20 protein-coding genes are annotated in these 19,729 nt (G+C 68.8%); 11 read left to right on the forward strand and 9 right to left on the reverse strand.

Translation table 11 applies throughout. The features are described from left to right. Window positions 1–10: 10 nt before the first annotated feature. The 3 genes from JOD60_RS04505 to JOD60_RS04515 form a co-directional block, all read right to left on the reverse strand. Complete coding sequence (locus tag JOD60_RS04505; protein ID WP_076688938.1) at window positions 11–214, reverse strand: hypothetical protein; 204 nt, start codon at window positions 212–214, stop codon at window positions 11–13. Window positions 215–356: 142 nt separating this feature from the next. Continuing rightward, the gene (gene pgm / locus JOD60_RS04510) at window positions 357–2,000 is read right to left on the reverse strand and encodes a phosphoglucomutase (alpha-D-glucose-1,6-bisphosphate-dependent) (protein WP_076688940.1); all 1,644 of its coding nucleotides are present in this window, start codon (window positions 1,998–2,000) and stop codon (window positions 357–359) included. A gap of 84 nt (window positions 2,001–2,084) precedes the next feature. After that, complete coding sequence (locus tag JOD60_RS04515; RefSeq protein ID WP_232321688.1) at window positions 2,085–2,714, reverse strand: hypothetical protein; 630 nt, start codon at window positions 2,712–2,714, stop codon at window positions 2,085–2,087. 23 nt (window positions 2,715–2,737) lie between these two features. Here JOD60_RS04515 and pheA point away from each other — a divergent pair, with 23 nt between their 5' ends. Then, window positions 2,738–3,718, forward strand: a complete 981-nt coding sequence (pheA, locus tag JOD60_RS04520) for a prephenate dehydratase (RefSeq protein WP_076688944.1) — start codon at window positions 2,738–2,740, stop codon at window positions 3,716–3,718. A 390-nt stretch (window positions 3,719–4,108) separates the two neighbouring features. On the opposite strand, the gene JOD60_RS04525 is transcribed toward pheA, so the two are convergent. From JOD60_RS04525 to JOD60_RS04550, 6 genes are all read right to left on the reverse strand, one after another. Further along, a complete protein-coding gene (locus JOD60_RS04525; protein WP_076688946.1) occupies window positions 4,109–5,158 on the reverse strand; it encodes an MsnO8 family LLM class oxidoreductase in 1,050 nt (349 codons plus the stop codon). Between the two features lie 29 nt (window positions 5,159–5,187). Next, complete coding sequence (locus JOD60_RS04530) at window positions 5,188–6,561, reverse strand: cryptochrome/photolyase family protein (RefSeq protein WP_076688948.1); 1,374 nt, start codon at window positions 6,559–6,561, stop codon at window positions 5,188–5,190. 49 nt (window positions 6,562–6,610) lie between these two features. Then, complete coding sequence (locus JOD60_RS04535) at window positions 6,611–7,615, reverse strand: diacylglycerol/lipid kinase family protein (protein WP_076688950.1); 1,005 nt, start codon at window positions 7,613–7,615, stop codon at window positions 6,611–6,613. 88 nt (window positions 7,616–7,703) lie between these two features. Continuing rightward, window positions 7,704–8,129: a type II toxin-antitoxin system VapC family toxin gene (locus JOD60_RS04540; protein WP_076688952.1), complete on the reverse strand. Its 426-nt coding sequence runs from the start codon at window positions 8,127–8,129 to the stop codon at window positions 7,704–7,706. Window positions 8,130–8,133: 4 nt separating this feature from the next. Beyond that, window positions 8,134–8,397, reverse strand: coding sequence for a type II toxin-antitoxin system Phd/YefM family antitoxin (locus JOD60_RS04545; protein ID WP_076688954.1), 264 nt, complete (start codon window positions 8,395–8,397; stop codon window positions 8,134–8,136). Between the two features lie 148 nt (window positions 8,398–8,545). Beyond that, entirely contained in the window at window positions 8,546–8,812 is a 267-nt protein-coding gene (locus JOD60_RS04550) for a helix-turn-helix domain-containing protein (RefSeq protein ID WP_076688956.1), read from the reverse strand. A 104-nt stretch (window positions 8,813–8,916) separates the two neighbouring features. Here JOD60_RS04550 and JOD60_RS04555 point away from each other — a divergent pair, with 104 nt between their 5' ends. The 10 genes from JOD60_RS04555 (at window position 8,917) to JOD60_RS04600 (ending at window position 19,683) form a co-directional block, all read left to right on the forward strand. Next, window positions 8,917–9,594, forward strand: a complete 678-nt coding sequence (locus JOD60_RS04555; RefSeq protein ID WP_076688959.1) for a DNA methyltransferase family protein — start codon at window positions 8,917–8,919, stop codon at window positions 9,592–9,594. Further along, on the forward strand, window positions 9,591–11,732 hold the full coding sequence (locus JOD60_RS04560; protein WP_076688961.1) for a GmrSD restriction endonuclease domain-containing protein: 2,142 nt from the start codon (window positions 9,591–9,593) through the stop codon (window positions 11,730–11,732). Before JOD60_RS04555 ends, JOD60_RS04560 begins: the two co-directional genes overlap by 4 nt. 224 nt (window positions 11,733–11,956) lie before the next feature. Then, on the forward strand, window positions 11,957–13,324 hold the full coding sequence (locus JOD60_RS04565) for an Eco57I restriction-modification methylase domain-containing protein (RefSeq protein ID WP_307823844.1): 1,368 nt from the start codon (window positions 11,957–11,959) through the stop codon (window positions 13,322–13,324). 121 nt (window positions 13,325–13,445) lie between these two features. Continuing rightward, complete coding sequence (locus tag JOD60_RS04570; RefSeq protein WP_232321690.1) at window positions 13,446–15,869, forward strand: GIY-YIG nuclease family protein; 2,424 nt, start codon at window positions 13,446–13,448, stop codon at window positions 15,867–15,869. Further along, window positions 15,869–16,447, forward strand: a complete 579-nt coding sequence (locus JOD60_RS04575) for a hypothetical protein (RefSeq protein ID WP_076688967.1) — start codon at window positions 15,869–15,871, stop codon at window positions 16,445–16,447. Before JOD60_RS04570 ends, JOD60_RS04575 begins: the two co-directional genes overlap by 1 nt. A 26-nt stretch (window positions 16,448–16,473) precedes the next feature. Beyond that, window positions 16,474–16,761 (forward strand): hypothetical protein, encoded by a 288-nt coding sequence (locus JOD60_RS04580; RefSeq protein ID WP_157127833.1) that lies wholly within the window; start codon window positions 16,474–16,476, stop codon window positions 16,759–16,761. 69 nt (window positions 16,762–16,830) lie between these two features. Next, window positions 16,831–17,310, forward strand: coding sequence for a hypothetical protein (locus tag JOD60_RS04585; protein WP_157127834.1), 480 nt, complete (start codon window positions 16,831–16,833; stop codon window positions 17,308–17,310). A gap of 125 nt (window positions 17,311–17,435) precedes the next feature. Then, entirely contained in the window at window positions 17,436–17,723 is a 288-nt protein-coding gene (locus JOD60_RS04590) for a type II toxin-antitoxin system Phd/YefM family antitoxin (protein ID WP_076688971.1), read from the forward strand. Next, complete coding sequence (locus JOD60_RS04595) at window positions 17,720–18,127, forward strand: PIN domain-containing protein (protein ID WP_076688973.1); 408 nt, start codon at window positions 17,720–17,722, stop codon at window positions 18,125–18,127. Before JOD60_RS04590 ends, JOD60_RS04595 begins: the two co-directional genes overlap by 4 nt. Before the next feature lie 41 nt (window positions 18,128–18,168). Then, window positions 18,169–19,683, forward strand: coding sequence for an HNH endonuclease signature motif containing protein (locus JOD60_RS04600; RefSeq protein WP_076688975.1), 1,515 nt, complete (start codon window positions 18,169–18,171; stop codon window positions 19,681–19,683). The last annotated feature ends 46 nt before the right edge of the window (window positions 19,684–19,729 follow it).

The raw sequence follows: 19,729 nt of genomic DNA on the forward strand, positions 1-19,729 counted from the left end.
AGGCGTCACGTCAGGGGCGAAGAAGGCGGGGCTGAGGTCCCTCGAGTCGCGCGACGGCGACCTTGAGTTCGACGACGTCGGCTTCGAGCCGGTCGAACCGGGCATCGATCCGGTGCACCATCCGCGCGTTGAGGGCGGCGACGCCGCCGAGGACCGTCGCGGCAGCGCCGAACGCCGCGATGATCACGCCGATGATCTCCGGTGTCACGGTCATACCCCCATTCTGCCGCTCGGCTGCGGCGCTGTCACGACGGTAGCGCGAGCTGCCGACAGCGTGTGCGACGTGAACCGAAACGTGGAGAACCTCCTGCCTACCCCGGCTGGGGAGGAAGCGATGAGACGTGCCGCGCGGCGCCTCACGCGCCGCCGAGGGCCTCCGCGACGACGGCGCGCGCCTCGGCCTGCACTTCGGCGAGGTGCTCGGGCCCGCGCAGCGACTCGGCGTACAGCTTGTAGACGTCCTCGGTGCCCGACGGGCGGGCGGCGAACCACGCGTGCTCGGTCTGCACCTTGAGGCCGCCGATCGCGGCGCCGTTGCCGGGCGCGTGCGACAGCTTCGCCGTGATGGGCTCGCCGGCGAGCTCGGTCGCCGTCACGGCATCCGGTGACAGCTTGCCGAGCGCCGCCTTCTGCGCGGGCGTCGCCGGCGCGTCGACCCGCTGATACGCGGAGGCGCCGAACTGCGCCTCGAGCTCGGCGTACCGCTGCGACGGCGTCTTGCCCGTGACGGCGAGGATCTCGGCGGCGAGCAGGCACAGCAGGATGCCGTCCTTGTCGGTCGTCCAGACGCCCCCGTCGAACCGGAGGAAGGATGCTCCCGCCGACTCCTCGCCGCCGAATGCGACAGACCCGTCGAGCAGCCCCGGCACGAACCACTTGAAGCCCACCGGAACCTCGAGCAGCTGCCGGCCGAGCGATGCGGCGACACGGTCGATGATCATCGACGAGACGAGCGTCTTGCCGACCGCGGCATCCGCGGGCCAACGGTCGCGGTGGCTGAACAGGTAGTCGATCGCGACGGCGAGATAGTGGTTCGGGTTCATCAGCCCCGCGTCCGGCGTGACGATGCCGTGCCGGTCGGCGTCGGCGTCGTTGCCCGTCAGGATGTCGTACTCGTGCCGCCGCGCGACGAGGGAGGCCATCGCCGAGGGCGAAGACGGGTCCATGCGGATCTTCTCGTCCCAGTCGAGCGTCATGAAGCGCCACGTCGGGTCGACCTCGGGGTTCACGACGGTGAGATCCAGCCCGTAGCGCTCGCCGATGAGGGCCCAGTACTCGACCGACGCGCCGCCCAGCGGGTCGGCTCCGATGCGGATGCCGGCCCGGCGGATCGCCTCGACGTCGATGATGTCCGCGAGGTCGGCGACGTAGCCCTCGCGGAAGTCGTACGAGCCGAGCCCGTCGGCGTCGATGTCTGCGAACCGGGTGCGTTTGACCTCATCGAGCCCAGCGGCGATGAGTGCGTTCGCGCGGTCGGCGATCCATCCGGTGGCGTCGGTGTCGGCGGGGCCGCCGTGCGGCGGGTTGTACTTGAAGCCGCCGTCGCGGGGCGGGTTGTGCGACGGGGTCACCACGATGCCGTCGGCGCGGCCCGGGTCGTCGGCGGAGCGGTCGTGGTTGTAGGTGAGGATCGCGTGGCTGAGCGCCGGCGTCGGCACCCACGCATCCCGCGCGTCCACCCGCACGTCGACGCCGTTCGCGACCAGTACCTCGACCGCGGTGCGTTCGGCGGGCAGTGACAGGCCGTGGGTGTCGCGTCCGAGGAACAGCGGGCCGGTGATGCCCTGGGACGCGCGGTAGTCCACGATCGCCTGGGTCGTGGCGAGGATGTGGTCCTCGTTGAAGCTCGTCGACAGGCTCGACCCGCGGTGCCCGCTCGTCCCGAAGACGACGCGCTGCTCGGGCACCGAGGCGTCGGGTTTGCGGTCGTAGTACGCGGCGATCAGTTCATCGATGTCGATGAGGTCGGATGCTTCGGCGGGCTGTCCTGCACGGCTCATGCCGACAGTCTGTCACTGCTGCCCCGCCGACGCGCCGACGCAGTGAAACGCTACCGCCGGCAGACCCGCCGCGAGAGCAAGAACTCAGCGCCGGTGGAGCACGCTCGTCGCGGTCCCGCCCGCGATCGCGCTCTCGAGGGTCAGCGTGTCGCCGCTGCACGTGTACGAGGCGTCGGTCACGGGCGCTCCGGCGATCTCTTCGCTGACGGCCCCGGCATCCGTCGGCGTGCCGTCGATCGTCGCCGACACCTGCAGTCCCGCGGTGTTCTGGGTGGCGGTCGAGACGTGGTCGGCCGTCGCGGTGTAGGTCCCGTCGATCTGGCCGCCGAAGGTGATGAGGATCGTCGTGCCCGACACCGCCGCCGTCACCGTCGCGGCCGGCGCCCATACGAAGGTGCCGTCGGCGCCGAGGGTGAGGTTCGCGCTGCCCTCGGGGGTGAAGTTCACGCCCGCCCCGGCCATGAGGGAGTTGACGTCGTCGTAGAAGCCGACGAGCTCCTCCTGGCCCATCGTCCAGTCGCCGACGAGGCACGACGCATCGGGCGTCGCCGACGGGGTCGCGGAGGGGGTGGCGGATGCCGAGGCGCTCCCGGTCCGCGTCGACGTCGCGGTCGGGGTGGGCGACGATTCCTCGGGGGCGCACGCGCTGAGCGCGAGCGTCCCGGCGGTGAGGAGGGCGGCGGCGACGGCGAGGGGGGCGAGTCGGCGGTTCACCCCTTCAGCGTAGGCTGTCGTCCGTGACTTCCGCGCCCCCGACGACCGTCGCACCGGCCGCCTCCGCCCCCACCCGCCGCACCTACAGCTACCTGGGACCGGCGGGCACCTTCACCGAAGCGGCGCTGGCCCAGGTGACCGAGGCGCGCGACCAGATCTGGCGGCCCGTCCGCAACGTCGGCGAGGCGCTCGCCGACGTCGTCGAGGGGCGGTCGGATGCCGCCATGATCGCGATCGAGAACTCCGTGGACGGCGGGGTGTCCACCGCGCAGGACGCGCTGGCGACGATGCCCGGGCTGCGGATCGTGGGGGAGTACCTGGTCCCGGTGAGCTTCGTGCTCGTCGGCCGGCCCGGGACGCGGCTGTCGGAGGTGTCGCTCGTCGCGGCGCACCCCGTCGCGTACGCGCAGTGCCTGCAGTGGCTGAGCGCGAACCTCCCGGAGCACGCCCATCTGCCGGCGGCGAGCAACGTGGCCTCGGCCGTCGGCATCGTCGACGGTGTCAGTGACGCCGACGCGGCGATCGCGCCCCCCGGCATCCTGGAGCATTATGACCTCGAACTGCTCGCGGAGGGCATCGGCGACAACGTCAACGCGGTGACGCGGTTCGTGCTGGTGAGCCGCACGGTGCCGCCGGCACCGCCGACCGGCGCGGACAAGACCTCGCTCATCGTGGAGCTCCCCGAGGACCACCCGGGTGCCCTGCTCGAGCTGCTGGAGCAGTTCGCGACCCGCGGCGTCAACCTGTCGCTGCTGGCGTCGCGGCCGATCGGCGATGCGCTCGGCCGCTACCGCTTCGTCATCGACGCCGACGGCCACATCGAGGACGAGCGCATGGCCGATGCGTTGCTGGGCCTTCGCCGATTCAGCCCGAAGGTCATCTTCCTGGGGTCGTATCCGCGCGCCGATCGGGCGGTCGTGCACTACCCCGACCGCTACTCCGACGAGGTGTTCGTCGAGGCGCGCGACTGGCTGCGCGGTCTCATCTCGGGCGAGCCCGTCTAGCTCTTCCCGGGCAGGCCCCTCGCCTCGCGCCGCCGCTCGGTTTCGGCAGTCGGTTGGGCACGGTGTGGGTTCGTGGCACTGTGCGCGCGCGACTGCTGAACGCGGGGTTCGGGTGGCCGCTCGGTTTCGGCAGTCGGTTCGGCACGGTGTGGGTTCGTGGCATTGTGCGGGGGCGACTGCTGAATGTGAGGCCGGGTTCGCGCTGGCGCTCGGTTTCGGCAGTCGGTTCGGCACGGTGTGGGTTCGTGGCACTGTGCGCGGGCGACTGCTGAACGTGGGGGTCGGGTGGCCGCTCGGTTTCGGCAGTCGGTTGGGCACGGTGTGGGTTCGTGGCACTGTGCGCGGGCGACTGCTGAACATGGGGGTCGGGTGCCGACCGGCAGGCGAAGGTCAGCCGGCGAGCAGCTCGAGGGTCTGCAGGCGGCCGGATGCCGCGTCCATCGGCTCGGCGTCGTAGGCGCCGGCGACGGGGGAGAGCATGACCTCGTCCACGCCGTGCGTCTGCGCGAACTGCGCCAACCGTTCGCGCACATCGGCGGGCTCGCCGACGAACCAGCGTCGGCGCAGGGCGTCGAGCAGGGGAGCGGCGAGAGCGTCGGATGCCTCGGCCGCCGCGGCCTGTTCGACCGTCTCGAGCGCGGTCAGCGGTCGCCCGCCGCGCAGGCGCGCCATCATGCGGGCCTGCGGCAGCATCCGCTCCTCCGCCTCCTGCGCGGTCGCGGCGACGACGGCGTTCGCGGTGAGGAAGGTGCGCGGCGCGGCGAGCGTCTCGGACGGTTGGAAGTTCTGCCGGTACAGGTCGAGCGCGCGCTCGAGGCCCTCGCCGGAGAAGTGGTTTGCGAAGACGTACGGCAGGCCGAACGCGGCGGCCAGCTGCGCCGAGTAGTCGCTCGAGCCGAGCAGCCACAGCTCCGGCGCGCCGGTCGCGGCGGGGGTCGCGTGGATGGCGTACCGGTCGTCGCCGTCGGGGCGGCCCGTGAGTCGCACAGTTGCGCCCTCGGGTGAGGTCAGTGCGAGGATGTCCCGGATGTGGTCGGGGAAGCGGTCGACGTCGCTCGTCGTGCCGCTCATCCGCAGCAGCTGGGTGATCACCGGGTCGCTGCCGGGCGCGCGTCCGATGCCGAGGTCGATCCGGCCCGGGGCGATGGCCTCGAGGGCGGCGAACTGCTCGGCGACGACGAGCGGGGAGTGGTTGGGCAGCATGACCCCGCCCGACCCCACGCGGATGCGGCGGGTGCGGGCGGCGGCGACGGCCGCCAGCACCGGCGGGCTCGTCGAGGCGACCGCGGGCATGTTGTGGTGCTCGGCGAACCAATAGCGGCGGTAGCCGAGTTCGTCGGCGCGTGCGGCGAGAGCGAGGGAGGCGGCGACGGCCTGCGCGCTGGTCTGGCCGGTGCGCACCGGGACGAGATCGAGGACGGAGAGTGCGGGGGCGTTCATCACCTGAGACAACGCGTCCCGGCATCCGGTCATTCCGCGCGTGCGGCGCGCTTGACGTCCTCGTACCGGTCGAGGGCCTCGCGACGGGTGGCGGCGAGGTCGACGATCGGGGCGCGGGAGGCGGCATCGGGTGCCCACTGCGCGATGTACGCGCCGTGCGGGTCGAAGCGCTCGGCCTGCCGGGCGGGGTTGAAGATGCGGAAGTAGGGGGCGGCGTCGGCGCCCGAACCGGCGACCCATTGCCAGTTGAACGGGTTGTTCGCGGCATCCGCGTCGACGAGGGTGTCCCAGAACCATTCCTCGCCGATGCGCCAGTCGACGAGGAGGTTCTTCGTGAGGAAGGATGCCGTGACCATCCGCACCCGATTGTGCATGTAGCCGGTGCGCCAGAGCTCGCGCATGCCGGCGTCGACGAGGCCGATGCCGGTCTCGCCGCGCTCCCAGGCGCGGAGGTGCTCGGGGTCGGGGTGCGGCCAGCGGAACGCGTCGAAGCTCGCGCGCCAGTTGCGGGTCGCGAGGTCGGGGAAGTGGAAGAGGGTGTGCCAGGCGAACTCGCGCCAGCCGAGCTCGGAGAGGAACCGATGGGCCGAGGCCGCGTGAGCGCCGGTGCCCGCGGCCTGCAGCGTGTCGTGCCAGACGGTGTGGGGACTGAGCTCGCCCCACCGCAGGCGTGGCGACAGCAGGCTGGTCGCTCCGGCGGCCGGTTCGTCGCGGGCGCGGTCGTAGGTGCCGAGGTCGTCGTCGAGGAAGTCGCGCAGCCGCCGGCGGGCGGCGAGTTCTCCGGGCCGCCAGCGTTCGCGCAGGCCCTCCGCCCAGTCGGGAGCCGTCGGCAGGAGACCCCACTCCTCAAGCGCGTCGGTGTCGGGCGCCGTCGCCGGCCCCGGGATCTCGCGGGGCTCGGGCAGCGGCGCGCGCGGCGCGGGCAGGTTGAGGCACGCGTTCCAGAACGGCGTGAACACGGAGAACGGGGTGCCCGCGCCGGTGCGGACGGTCCACGGTTCGAAGAGGACGGATGCGGCGTACGACTCGACCGTGACGCCGTCGGACCGCAGTCGGGTCTTGAGGTCCGCGTCGATCGCGCGCTCCGGTCCGCCGTAGCGGCGGTTCCAGACGACGGTACCCGCGCCCGTCTCGGCGACGAACCGGGGGATCTCCTCAGCCGCGGCGCCGCGGCGCAGCACGAGGGCCGATCCGCGTTCCGCGAGACGCGCGCCGAGGTCGGCGAGCGAGTGATGCAGCCACCAGCGGGCGGCGCCACCGAGGGGGCGGATGCCGGGGGAGACCTCGTCGAGCAGGAAGACGCCGATCACCGGCTCGCCGCGGTCGATCGCCGCGCGCAGCGCGGGGTGGTCCGCAAGGCGCAGGTCGTCGCGGAACCAGACGAGGGTCGGGGATGCCGGCATCCGTCCATCGTCGCCGGTCAAGGGGGCGCATGCACCCCCTTGACGTGGGCTACAGCTTGGGCGAGGTGTGGCCGTGCGGGACGGCGAGGTGCAGTCCGCCGGCGTGGATGCGGACGTCGATCGCCGTCGCCTCGCCGAACTCGTCGCCGTCGAGCTGCACCGGGTGGGCGGCGTCGGCGGCGAGCTGGATGCCGGTGCCGCGGGCGTAGCGCACCGAGTTGTCCTTCGTGCGCAGGCGCAGGATGCGGCGGCCCGCGCGGAAGCGGCGCAGGACGCTGTTGTCCCAGGCGACGCGACGCCAGACGGCGAGCCAGCCGATGGGATTCTTCGGCTGGAAGATGACGATGTCGAGCTCGCCGTCGGCGACCGAGGCCTCGGGGATGAGCTCGAGGCCGGCCGGGAGGGAGCCGCAGTTGGCGAAGAGCACGCTCTGGACGTTGGCGCGGTGCATCCGGTCCCCGGCGACCTGGTACATGAGGGCGAACGGCTTCGCGCCGACGAGGGAGCGCGCGGCTCCGTCGACGTAGGCGACCCAGCCGACCTTCTTCTTGAGGTCACCGCTCGTGTTGGCGATCATCGCGGCATCCAGCCCCATACCGCCCATCACGACGAAGGCGCGCTCCTCGCGCTCGCCGTCCTCGCGCAGGAACTCGGCGAAGCCGATGTCGATCGCGCGGACGTCGCCCTCGAACGCCGCCACGACCATCGCCTCCGGGGCGGTCAGGGGCAGTCCGAGGTTGCGCGCGAGCAGGTTGCCGGTGCCGCTGGGGACGATCGTGAGGGGGATGCCGGTGTCGACCATCGCCTCGCTGACGGCGCGGACCGTGCCGTCGCCGCCGGCGACGAGCACCGATGTCGCGCCCGCCTCGAGGGCTTCGCGGGTGACGCCGTCGCCGAGATCGTCCACCGTCGTCCTATAGAAGAGGGGCTCGCCCCACCCGGCACGCTGCGCGTGCGTCGTCACGGAAGCGCGGAGCGTCTCCGCCGCGACCTTCGTCGGGTTGTAGACGAGCGCCGCGCGGCGCTCGGCGGTCTCGGCGTCAGCGGGGCACATGTCGCCACGATACCGGGCGCGGCGGGGCTGGCGTCTCGGCTTCACCGCTCCTGCGGCGGAGGCCCGGGGGAATACCTCGCAGCGACGCTCAGATCGTCGGGTTGATCGTCGTGATGCCGATGGCCTCCCAGGCGTCGAGGAGCTCGGAGTCGCCGCTCACCGCGACCATTTCATCAGTGGCGACCGCCAGCGAGGTCGCGCATTGGACCGCGTCATAACCGCGCAGTCGGTGTAGCGCGGCGAGGTGAGCTGCGCTGAGCACGATCGATTCGACCGGGGTGATCGGCGTGACGCAGTCCCATAGGCGGTCGAAGTCGATGATCGCCTGCTGGTGCTGGTCACTTCCGATGCGGTGTGAGCGCTCTGCTCGTGCGAGAGCGGCTCGAGCTTCCACATAGCTCAGCAGACTGGTCGTCACCCGGTGGGCGGCGTTCCATGCAGTTCGGACTCGTGCGGTGGACGGCTCGTCGATGACCAGGGGCACGAGAGCGGAACTGTCGAAGTACGCGAGCATCGAGCTAACGGCGCTGCTCTTTGATCAGGTCGCTCACGGTGCCGTTGGCCTTGATCGGCTCGGGGAGAGGGGCGCGAGGCGCCCGTGGAGGGCGGGCGACGCCGAGACGGATGAGGCGATCGAGGGGGGACTCCTCCCCATAAGGAAGGATGCGGGCAATCGGCTTGCCGTGGTCAGTGACGACGATCTCATCGCCCTCCTGAACTGCTGCCAGATGACGGCTCAGACCGTCGCGCAACTCACGGATTCCGATTGTGGCCACAGTCATGCCTGAATTGTAGCCACTTCCGACGGCGAGCGGGTCTGCCAAAGATGCCTTCATGCGCCCATGGTGCACGGGATCGAGACGCTGAATATGCGGGAGTGGTCGTTCTGGGGATAAGTGGTCGATTCGGGGTGCTGTGCAGAGGGCGATGTCAGCCGACCCGACGGGCTGACTCGGCGGGGAAGAGGTCAACGGTGAGCCCGTCGATGAGGGAGCCGGGCGTCACGCCCAGGGCATCGGCGATGCGCACGAGGGTGAGAACGCTCGGCATCGCCCGACCGCTCTCGTAGCTGCGGATGTTCGACGAGTCGATGCCGGTCTCGGCCGCCAGCTGGTCGTGGGTCTTCGTGTAGCGGATCCGCGCGGCCCGGATCTGCTCGCCGACATAGGCGGCTGCGGCAGAGGGGACTCGGGGCATCCCTCAAGGTTCGACGCTCCCGGTCACCCTCACCAGGGCGCATGTCCCCGGGTACTTGTACCTTAGGCTCGGATCGAGTAGTGGGACTTGGGGAAGGGGCGTCGATGGCCGACGAGAAGCTGGTGAAGTCGCGCCAGCGGGTCGCCGATCACGGCGAGGTCTTCACGCCCCGCTGGCTCGTCGACGACATGCTCGACCTGGTGGGGGATGAGACCGAGCGCATCGACTCGCGGTTCCTCGAGCCGGCATGCGGGTCGGGCAACTTTCTGGTGCCGATCCTCGAGCGCAAGCTCGCGGTGGTACAGCGCAGGTACGGCAAGAGCGCCTTCGAGAAACGGCACTACGCGCTGTTCGGCCTCATGTGCATCTATGGCATCGAGCTGCTCGCCGACAATGCGATCGAGTGTCGCGAGAACCTCGCGGGTACTTTCGCCCGGGTACTGAAACTGGAGCAGTCGCCTGGCGGGCACGCGTCCCAGTCGTTGAGCGAGCGAAGCGAGACGAAACGCGACCCCCTCCTCGCCGCAGCCGAGGCCGTCCTGGCGTCGAACATCGTGCAGGGCGACGCCCTCGCGATGACGGATGCCGTGGGCGCACCCATCGTCTTCCCCGAGTGGGCATACCTCGGCCGCGGCAGGTACCAGCGACGGGACTTCCGCTATGACGCGCTGACACAGCGCTCCGCGGCATCCGGCACGCTCTTCGACGCCTTCGAAGAGCACGAGATCTTCACGCCGGTGCGCACCTACCCCGTGATGACCATCGAGGAGATCGCTGCATGAAGACGGATGTCGTCAAGCCGAAGGACATCTTCTACAACCCGACGCGCCTGACCGTGCCGCTGTTCCAGCGGCCGTACGTGTGGTCCCTCGACGAACAGTGGGCGCCCCTCTGGGAGGACATCGTCCGGCTCATCGACGTGATCGAGGACCACAATCCGGATGCGACGCACTTCCTCGGCGCGATCGTCATCCAGCAGGTTCCCACCCGGCTCGGTGCGCTGCCCACGTGGAACGTGATCGACGGCCAGCAGCGGATGACGACACTGCAGCTGCTCCTCGATGCGCTGCACGCTCAGCTGGAGCGCCGCGGCATGACCGACCTCGCCGAGCAGGTGCTTCCGCTCGTCGAGAACCCGAAGAGCTTCCGCAAGGCCGAGGAAGACCGCTTCAAGCTCTGGCCGACGAACCGCGACCGCGTGTCGTTCGCCGCCGTCATGGCGGCGACGCCGCCGATCTCGTACGGCAGCATCCCCGAGTCGCGGCTTCGGGACGCCCACCGCTTCTTCTCTGAGGCGATCGCGGAGTGGCTGGGTGGGAACGATGCGGATCAGCGGGCCGCTCTGCTCGTGGGAGCCGTTACTGAGCGACTGGAGATCGCGAGCATCCGGCTCGAGGCGCACGAGGACGCGCAGGCGATCTTCGAGACGCTCAACGCGCGGGGCACGCCGCTGTCGGCCGCCGACCTGATCAAGAACTTCATCTTCCAGCAGGTGGATGCCGCGGAGGCGGAAAAGGCCTATCTCGCGTACTGGGCCGATTTCGAGACGCCCTGGTGGGAGACGGAGGTCACCTCCGGGCGCATCAAGAACCCTCGGGCGTCGCTCTTCCTGTGGCAGTGGCTCGTCGCACGCACGCTGACGGACTTCCCGATCCGCGAGGTGTTCACGCAGTTCAAGCACTACGTCAACACCGTCGAGAAGGATGTGGCCGCGCTGCTGCCGCGGATCAAGACGGCCGCTGACCGCTATCGCGCGATCATCGAGGGCTCGGAGAACCCGAACGGCCCCCTGGACCGGACGCAACTGTTCAGCTACCGCGTCGGCACGCTCGACTCCGAGATCAGCCGGCCGCTGCTCATCTGGCTCGACGAGCCGGAGCAGGCAGAGGTGTCGCATGCCGATCGCCACCGCATCCTGGATCTTCTGGAGAGCTGGTTCGTACGGCGCGCTCTGGTGAAGGCGCCCTCGCAGGGGTCCAACCGCTTCATCGTCGACATGCTCCGCGAGCTGAGCCGTCGGCCCCGACAGGAGTTGGCGAGCGCGGTCGAAGGCATTCTCGTCGCCAACCACACGGCGGCCGGTTACTGGCCGGGCGACGGCGAACTGCGCGCCGCGCTGACGGACAGGAATGTCTACTGGAATTACCGTCGCAGCCGCCTGCGGATGGTGCTCGAGGCGCTGGAGGACGCCAAGCGCGGCTATCCGGGAGTGAACCCGCTGGCGATGGGGCCGATCGTGCGCGGCAAGGCGACCGTCGAGCATCTCATGCCGCAGAAGTGGCGCGCGCATTGGCCGGCGGACCTCGATGAGGAGCAGGCGCGCGAGCGGGACCGCCGCGTCCAGCAGCTCGGCAACCTCACGATCGTGACGCAGGCGCTCAACAGCAAGGTGTCCAACGGTGCTTGGGAGCAGAAGCGCGCGCACTTCCTCGCATCCGATGACGTCCTCATCACGAAGGACGCGCTGGCTCTCGCGGGCGGCTCGACGTGGGACGAAGACACGATCGCCGAGCGGACCGATCAACTGATCACCCAGATCGCCGCACTGTGGCCGGCTCCTGCGGGCCACGTAGGGCTCGATGTCCCGCCGCCCCCGCCGATCACGCGAGCCAGCGTCGACGTCGCGCAGTTGGTGGATGCCGGATGGCTGGAGGTCGGCACCGAGCTCGACCCCCGGTTGCGCGCGGTGCCCGGCGCGGTCGCGACCGTCGCGCAGGATGGCCGACTGTTCGTCGACGGGGTCGCGTACGACACGCCGTCCGCGGCGGCGGCCGTCGTCTACACCGCCAAGGGCGGCGTCAACGGCTGGTGGTTCTGGGGTATCTCCGGCACCGACAAGCGGCTCAACGACGTGCGCGCGGACTACCTCGCCAGCCTCGGCGCAGACGCGGCGGATGCCGGTGTGGAAGCTGACGCATGAGCGCACCCGTCCTCGAGGCGAAGGCTTCGTTTGCCCTGCGCAGACACAACCCCGATGTGCTCACGTGCATCGCGAACCTCTCGAACGATGAGGTGTTCACGCCTCCCGAGTTCGCGAACCAGATGCTCGACACCGTCGCGGATGCGTGGGCGGATGCCAACGACGGCGCGGTCATCTGGGAGAACCCGGATGTCAGCTTCCTCGACCCCTTCACGAAGTCGGGGGTGTTCCTGCGCGAGATCACCCGGCGTCTCACCGAGGGGCTCGCGGAGTGGGAGCCCGATCTCGAGAAGCGGGTCGATCACATCCTGACGAGGCAGGTCTACGGGATCGGCATCACGCAGCTCACGGCGCTCCTCGCGCGCCGCAGCGTCTACTGCTCGAAGGAAGCCACGGGCGAGCACTCGATCGCGAAGAGCTTCGACCGGCACTGGGGCAACATCTGGTTCGAACGCACCGAGCACACCTGGGCCGGTGACCGGTGTGCGTACTGCGGCGCCGCCAAGGCGGGGTACGAGCGCGGGGATGCGCTCGAGTCGCACGCCTACGCCTTCATCCACACGACCAACCCGCGGGCGCTGCTCGCGACCATGTTTGGAGCCGACGTGCAGTTCGACGTCATCATCGGGAACCCGCCGTATCAGCTGGATGACGGCGGTCACAACAACTCCGCAGCTCCGATCTACCAGCATTTCGTCGATGGCGCGATCCGCCTCGACCCGCGCTATATCGTGATGGTCACGCCGTCACGGTGGTTCGCTGGCGGGCGTGGACTGGACCAGTTCAGGCAGCGCATGCTGGCGTCACGTCGGATTCGCCGGCTGGTTGACTTCCCGAAGCTCTACGACGGCTTTCCGGGAGTCAAGATCCGCGGCGGGGTGTCTTACTTCCTGTGGGATGGCGTCGATGTCGGCCCCTGTGAGATACAGACGATGTGGGACGGGAAACCGCTCGGCGGGCCGTCGACGCGCGAACTGGGAACATACGACGTCCTGGTCCGCCGCAACGAGGCAGTCTCGATTCTCGAGAAGGTGCGCGAGCGTGGCGAGCCGACGCTTGATGCTCGGGTCTCGGCCGGCAAGCCTTTCGGTCTCCGTACGTTCTTCCACGGCAGCGCGGATGCCGAGGGCATCGCGGATCCAGTGAAGCTCTTCGGCTCTCAACGCGTCAGTTGGGTCGACCGCAGCGCGCTTGCGCAGAACGCCGAGTGGGTGGACGACTGGAAGGTGTTGATGACGGCCGTGCAGGGCACGAGCGCCGCTGTTGAAACCAAGTTCCTGAGCAAACCGTTGCTCGCCGGGCCCGGTACTGCCTGCACGGAGACCTACCTCGTCGCGGGACGTTTCGGTGATGAGACCGCTGCACGGAACTATGCGGCGTACCTGAGGACGCGCTTCCTGCGGTTCCTGGTGTCGCTTCGAAAGTCCACGCAACACGCCAACAGGGATGTGTACGCGTTCGTTCCGGACCTGCCCATCGACGAGGAGTGGACGGACGAGAAGCTCTATGCCCGGTATGGGCTGACCGAAGATGAGATCGCCTTCATCGAGTCGCAGGTTGCCGCTCACGACGACGAGCCCGCGAATGGTTAAGCCTGAGTCCGAGCTCCTTCCACCGAAGCCGGAAGCCCGACCGCGCCTCTATGCGTGGTCCTCCGACGAGGTCGCCCGGCGGTGGCGCGGATGCCTCAAAGTCGGGCAGACCTCGCGAGACGTGAACGCCCGCATCCGTGAGTCGCAGGGGCAGGCACGCGTCGATTACATACTCGAGGTCGACGAGCCGGCCGAACGGCCTGATGGTCCGCCGATCACCGACGTCGAGGTGCGCCGACGCCTCATCGAGAAGGGCTTCGAGAACGTCGTCTTCGAGTCGAGCAAGGAGTGGATGCGCTGCTCCGCCGACGACGTGAAGACGGCGATCGCCGAACTCCGCGCCGGCCAGGCCTACGAAGGCTCCCACCACGCCACCTTCGGGATGCGTGAGGAACAGGCATCCGCGGTCGAGCAGACGCTCGCATACTTCGCGAGCCGATGGGCGCAGGATGCCGACGCCGTGCCGGAGTTCCTCTGGAACGCCAAGATGCGCTTCGGCAAAACCTTCACGACCTACCAGCTCGCCAAGCGCATGAACGCGACGCGCGTGCTCGTCATGACCTTCAAGCCTGCCGTCGAGGATGCGTGGGACACGGACCTCAAGACCCACGTCGACTTCAACGGGTGGCAGTACCTCTCTCGCAAGACCGGCGGCGACCCGGCATCCGTCGACGCCGACCGTCCGCTCGTCTTCTTCGGCTCCTTCCAGGACCTCATGGGGCGCGACAGCGCCGGCAACTTCAAGCCGAAGCACAAGTGGCTGACCGAGCTGAGCTGGGACCTCGTCGTCTTCGACGAGTACCACTTCGGCGCCTGGCGCGACGCGGCCAAGGAACTCTTCGAGGGTGAGGACGACAAGGCGTCGAAGAAGGCGACCGAAGACGAGTTCAGCAAGGACCTCGAGACCTTCGCGGAAGAGCTCGAGACGAACGGTGCCGACGAGGACGCCTTTGTGCCGATCCGTGCGGGCGCGTACCTCTACCTCTCCGGCACGCCGTTCAAGGTGCTCAAAGAAGGACGCTTCATCGAGGAGCAGATCTTCAACTGGACCTACACCGACGAGCAGCGCGCCAAGCAGAAGCACGTCGAGCAGCATGCGGACGAGCCGAACCCGTATGCGTCGTTGCCCGAGATGCGGCTCCTGACGTACCAGATGCCCGACGAGCTCACCGCGATCGCGAGCCAGGGGGAGTTCGACGAGTTCGACCTCAACGCGTTCTTCGAGGCGAGGGTCGTCGACGGCGCCGCCGAGTTCGTGCACAAGGATGACGTGCAGAAGTGGCTCGACATCATCCGCGGGCAGTACGCGCCGACGCAGGTCGACTTCCTCAAAGCCGGGACGCGACCGCCGTTCCCGTACTCCGACACGCGACTGCTGCCCTACCTGCAGCACTCGATCTGGATGCTGCCGCGCACGGCATCCTGCGCGGCCATGGCATCGCTGCTCGCCGAGCCGCAGAACGCGTTCTGGCACGACTACACCGTCGTCAACGTCTCCGCGCCCGGCGTCGGCGTCGGGCTCGACGCGCTGCCGCCCGTCCGCCAGGCGATCGGCAGCGGATTCGACACGAAGACGATCACCCTCACGGTCGGCAAGCTCACGACCGGCGTCACCGTGCCGCAGTGGTCGTCGATCCTGATGCTGCGGAACCTCCAGGCGCCGGAGACGTACTTCCAGGCGGCGTTCCGCGTCCAGTCGCCGTGGACGATCCGCAACCCAGACGGCGATGACCCATCGCGCGAGGACATCCTCAAGCCGGTCTGCTTCGTCTTCGACTTCGCGCCGACGCGCGCGCTGCGGCAGATCAGCGAATACGGCATCGGCCTCGCGCCCGAGGAGCGCAACCCCGAGAAGGCCGTCGAGGAGCTGGTCAAGTTCCTGCCGGTGCTCGCCTACGACGGGTCGAACATGACACAGGTGGATGCCGGCGGCATCCTCGACATCGCCATGGCGGGCACCTCGGCGACGCTCCTCGCGCGCAAGTGGGAGTCGGCGATCCTCGTGAACGTCGACAACGCGACGCTGAAGAAGATCATGTCGTCGCAGGCAGCGATGGATGCCGTTATGAACATCGAGGGCTTCCGCGCGCTCGGCTCAAACGTGTTCGAGACGGTCGTCAACAAGAGCGAGGCCGTGTCCAAGACGAAAAAGGAGAAGGGCGACGACCTCACGCCGAGCGAGAAGAGGGAGATCTCCGAGGAGGAGAAGGAGTACAAGTCCAAGCGGAAGCAGATCCAGGAAAAGCTGATCAAGTTCGCGACCCGGATCCCCGCGTTCATGTACCTCACCGACTACCGCGAGAACACGCTCTACGACGTCATCACGAAGATCGAGCCCGACCTGTTCAAGGCGGTCACCGGCCTCACCGTCGATGACTTCAACTTGCTCGTCGGTCTCGGCGTCTTCAACGCGGGGCACATGAATCAAGCCGTGTTCGCGTTCCGCAGATACGAGGACGCCTCGCTGTCGTATACCGGGATCGACTCGCACTCCGGCCTGACCCGGTACGGACTGTACGACACCGTCGTCGCGGTGGATGCGTGATGTCGGAGAGCAGCTATCGCGATCTTGCGAAGGAACACCTGGAGCGGATCGTTCCCGTCTCACTTTATGTGACTACACGTCAGCGCAACGCCTGGCACGGCACGGCAAGTTTGCACTATCGCGGGCCGATTAGCCTTTCCTGCACCCTCAGCGAAGCGCAAGCCGTCGCCGAGGATTGGCGTGCGCAAGGTTCCACATTCTCGATCGAGCAGGTCCCAGGGCTTCACCTCATGTCGGAGTGGAGCGACGTGATAATCGTGGAGTTCCATTCCGACATCAGTTTCCTAGCTTGGGACCAGTCCCAATCCGATCAGATCCGGCGAGGTGCGGCGATGACGGATGCGATCGACGCGCTCGGAACACCAGGCCGCTGGAGGAGCCCCCGGCCAAGTGAGCAGTCCTTCATCGCAAGGCTGCTGCAACCGGAAGAGGCGCCTATCCCGTTGGGCTCGCGCGCGCGATTCATGGCCTGGTCATCGGTCTCGCACGGCGGCGGCTACGCGCTCGAGTGGAATGCTCACCCCGGTCGTCACAACGCGTCGGGCGTTCGTCGAATCTCGCGTCTCGCTCAGGACTGAGGCGCGGGACTGGAAGAAGGAGAACTATGCCATCGGCAAATCGGTTCGGCATTCGACTGTCCGAACGTGCGGCGGCACTCGTCGCCGACGAGGCAAAATGGACTGATCAAAGCAAGTCGGAGGTGATCTGCGCCATCCTGGACAGCGTCATCTCCAGCCCTTCGACGAAGGCCGGACGGCGCACCGTGCGCGTTTCGTTCTATGACCCGACCGCTCGGCGACTGGACGACGTTCGCAGCAAAGCGCATGAGTTAGGCACCACGGCTACATCGCTCATCAACGCCGAGATCGAAGAGGTCCTCGGTGGCGGATAGTACAGATCGGGATCGACCCAGGGGTCGGAGCGACCGCCTTTGACGGGCTGGGGGAGCCCGAGCGCATGGGTGGGCGAGCACGATGATGCGCGCCGCTCCGAGCAGGTGCACATCGATCGCGCTGAGCCCGCCGCCCCAGAGGCGTTCGCGATCGACGAAGTCGACGAACTCCTCGCGGCGCAGCGACGGCAGCCGGGTGAGGCGACCGAGGGCCGCGGGTACCTCATCGCGGGCGGCGAGGGAACCCAGTGCCAGCACCTGGATGACGCCGTCGTGCGTCGCAGCACGGTCGTCGAGAAGCAAAGTGCGGAGGGCGGGCTCCAACCGGTGCAGGTGAGCTATCCACACCGAGGTGTCGACGAGGATCATGCCGTCGAGTCGCGGCGGCGCGGCGCCGCGGGCGCGGACGGGTTCGTGCCGCCCAAGGCCGCCAGTCGGCGCGCGCTCTCCACTCGCATGAGCGTCTCGAGTGCAGACCGGAACAGCGCCGAACGCTCCGAGATCCCTGTCAGTGTGGCGCTGTCTCGAAGAGTTCGTCGTCGATCGTGACCGTAGTGCGCATCGTGACATCTCCTTCTGCATCACCTGATGCTCCCAATGATGCCGCCGTCCGGACCACTCGAGACGCGTGTTTCCCCCGCCAGGCAACCGTACAAGAGCGTACAATTTCGTCCATGACGACGATCAGCGCCAGTGAGGCCCGGCAGACTCTGCCAGCTCAGCTCGATCGCGTCCAAGCTGGCGAGCAGGTGGCGATCAGCCGTCACGGCCGCATCGTCGCGATGCTCGTTCATCCCGATGCCGTGCGTCCGCCACGTACGGCGGGCGCGTGGCGAGACGCCGACGCCCTCGCCGAACTCCTTGAGGCGGCGCGCGCCACGCCGCTGCGCACGGCGCGGATGACGCGGGACCGCGTGGACGAGCTGGTAGAGGCTGTCCACGCCGATCGCGCCGGTAGATGAGCGACACCGTCGCGTTCGACGCGGACGTCATCATCTACGCGGCTGCCACCGATCACCCACTGGGCGCGAGGGTGCGGCCGCTCATCGAGCGCACGGACGTCGCGGCGATCGGCTCGGTGCTGCTCCTGCCCGAAGTCCTCGCGAAGCCGATGCGGGCGGATGCGTCGTCCACCGAGGTCGCAGCGCTCATCGGCATCCTGAGTCGCCTCGAACTTCTTCCCCTCGACGCAGCGGCGGCACGGCTGGCCGTCGCGCTCGCCGCACGCCATCGGCTTCGTGCCGCCGACGCCGCACACTTGGCCACCGCAGTCGCCGCGGGCGCGGAGCAGTTCGTGACGAACAATCGCAAGGACTTCCCCCGCTCGATCACTGAGATCAATGTCGTCTACCCCAGCGACCTCTGACCGCGCCGGGCAATGTCGGAGGCCCTCGGCACACTGTCTATATGAGCTTCATCGGTGATCTTCGGGACGGCGTCGACCGTCTGGCGCAGTTCGCCGAGCTCGATTGCGAGGCGACGACCCTCGCGGCCGGTGCGAGCGCGCTCAGCGATGCGTCGGTGCGTGAAGCCTTCACTGCGGTCGCCGACCTCTCTCGCCACGTCCAGAAACTCGAGGTCGCTCTCGCGGGCGTCATCGCGCGCCGCTCGACCCGAGCCGCCGGGCACGCGGGCCTGGCGCAGACCGGCGGATTCCGCACTCCGGTGCAGATGGTGCAGGAGATCACCGGCATCCCGCGCAGCGAAGCCATCCGCGTCGTGAAGGTCGGCGAGACGCTGGCCGAAGGTGCGGATGCCGAGGGCTCGCGGGTCGTCGACGATGTTCTTCCGGGCAGCGACGCGCGGCGTCCCTGGCATGAGCCTTTGGGTGCGGCTCTTCTCGCTGGGTCGATCACGCACGCTCAGCTCGACGTGATCCGGCGTGGCCTGGGCGAGCCGCCCCTGATCGAGGGGCGCGCGGAAGACGATGTCGTCGAAGTGTGGCGAGTCGCCGCCGCCCAGCTCATCGACGAGGCGCCGCGCTGCACCGTCGAAGATCTCTCGGCGTCGGCGCGCGCCGTGCGCGATGCGATCGACCCGGCCGGGGCGGAGGCACGGTGGGCGGAGCACTACCAAGCCCGTTCCTTCCGGATGCGCATTGATGCTGACGGGCGGACGCACGGACACATCGTGTTCGACGATGTCACGGCCGCGTTCTGGCAGTCGGTGATGGATGCCGCACTGCGCCCGCGTCGGGGCGGCCCGCGGTTCGTGTCGGCTGACGAAGCGGCGCAGGCGCAGCAGCTCAGTGAGGATCCGCGGACGAACGAGCAGCTCGCGTTCGACCTGCTCGCCGACCTGGTGCGGGCGGGGGCGACCGCCGAGGCGAAGGACGTGTTCGGGACGAAACAGGCCGGCGTGCGGTTCGTGACGATCCGCGGCGCGGGTGGCACCCGCGGCGGGGGAGCCGGTGGTCTGGGCGCGCGGGACGCGTTCGGCCGTCTCCTTGCTGTCGCGCACACCGAGGACGGTCGGGTATCCGTTCCTGGCTCCGTCATCGACCGGATGGTCTGCGAGACCGGCGTCGTCCCAGTGACCGTGGACTCCTGCGGCAATCCGCTCGATGTGGGACGGGAAAGTCGACTGTTCACGCCCGCGCAGCGCACCGCGCTGGCCGTGCGAGACGGCGGATGCATGTGGCCCGGATGCGACCGACCACCCCTGTACTGCGAAGCGCATCACATCGACGAATGGTGCGCCGACGGCGGCCGCACCGACATCGATCGAGGCATTTTGCTCTGCGCCTACCATCACGTGCATCTGCATCTCACGGGGTGGAAGATCGTCCGCGAAGGACAGGGTGCCTTCCTGCTCGTCCCGCCTCCGGGCGAGGGCTCGCCGCCGATCGAACTGAGATCGAAGGCGCCCCTGCGGTGGATGTTCGACCCGCCGCCGAGAACGGGATGGCGCACTGCCGCCTGAACTGACGGACGGCGTGCCGCCCGACGGGTGACACGTCGCTGCCTGG

This window comes from Microbacterium aurum (assembly GCF_016907815.1).
GTDB classification, from domain to species: Bacteria; Actinomycetota; Actinomycetes; order Actinomycetales; family Microbacteriaceae; genus Microbacterium; species Microbacterium aurum.